2 protein-coding genes are annotated in these 1,041 nt (G+C 44.6%); both read left to right on the top strand.

Annotated features, from left to right (window positions below; all coding sequences use genetic code 11):
• A partial coding sequence (gene ubiE / locus A3756_RS00225; protein WP_068552554.1) for a bifunctional demethylmenaquinone methyltransferase/2-methoxy-6-polyprenyl-1,4-benzoquinol methylase UbiE occupies positions 1-686 on the top strand: 686 nt, incomplete at its 5' end.
• Between the two features lie 10 nt (positions 687-696).
• The coding region (locus tag A3756_RS00220) for a hypothetical protein (RefSeq protein ID WP_156490121.1) at positions 697-1,041 on the top strand (345 nt) is incomplete at its 3' end.

Genomic DNA, 1,041 nt, shown 5'->3' with positions numbered 1-1,041 from the left:
AAGTCGCTGATGTTTTTCATTCGGTTGCCAGCAAATACGACATCATGAATGATTTGATGTCTTTAGGCATTCACCGCGTATGGAAGAAGTTAACGATCGAATCCAGTGGTGTCCGTCCGGGACATAAGGTCTTGGATATTGCAGGTGGAACGGGAGACCTGACCATGCAATTCTCCAAACGCGTTGGTGAACAAGGGCAAGTTATTCTCGCCGATATTAATTCATCCATGCTGAATGTCGGGCGTGACCGTTTACTAGACAGAGGCTACGGCAGCAACATCGATTTTGTTCAAGCCAACGCCGAAACACTCCCTTTTCCAGACAACTATTTTAATTGTGTCAGCATCGCCTTTGGCCTTAGAAATGTGACAGATAAAGACAAGGCACTAGCCTCAATGGCACGCGTATTAAAACCAGGCGGCAGACTATTGGTTCTTGAGTTTTCCAAGCCAAAGAATGACCTGCTCAGTAAAGTTTACGACCAGTACTCTTTCAAGGCTCTGCCTTTAATGGGGCGTTTGATCACCAATGATAGTGAAAGCTATCAATACTTGGCAGAGTCTATTCGCATGCACCCTGACCAGGAAACCTTAAAAGGTATGATGGAAAACGCAGGCTTTGCCAATTGTCGTTATCACAACATGAGCGGCGGCATTGTTGCTCTACATACGGGTATAAAACCTTAAGATGAGCCTTATGGACACTAAGCGGCTAACTAAAATTGCAGTTACTATTGAAAGTGCAATCAATACAGCTCTTTCAATGGACCCTGCGGCTCAGAAACATTTAAAACGCCTTAGAGACTGTGTGCTAGCCATTAGTGTCAGTTCCCCTAGCAAAGTTATCTATGTGGGCGTTGAAGAGCAAAACGAAGCCCAAAGTAACGAGTCAGACGATAACACCCAAGTGGTTTATCGAGTTGCCATACTCCCCGCTCAGGACCATTCCAGCGTTCAGATCAAAGGTTCCTTACTGTCCTTTATTAAACTTGCTAGCTCTAAGGACAAAAGCTTACTCTTCAAAACCAACGAAATTCAACTA

This window comes from Oleiphilus sp. HI0086, from assembly GCF_001635225.1.
This window is presented reverse-complemented; position numbering and strand designations above follow the sequence as displayed.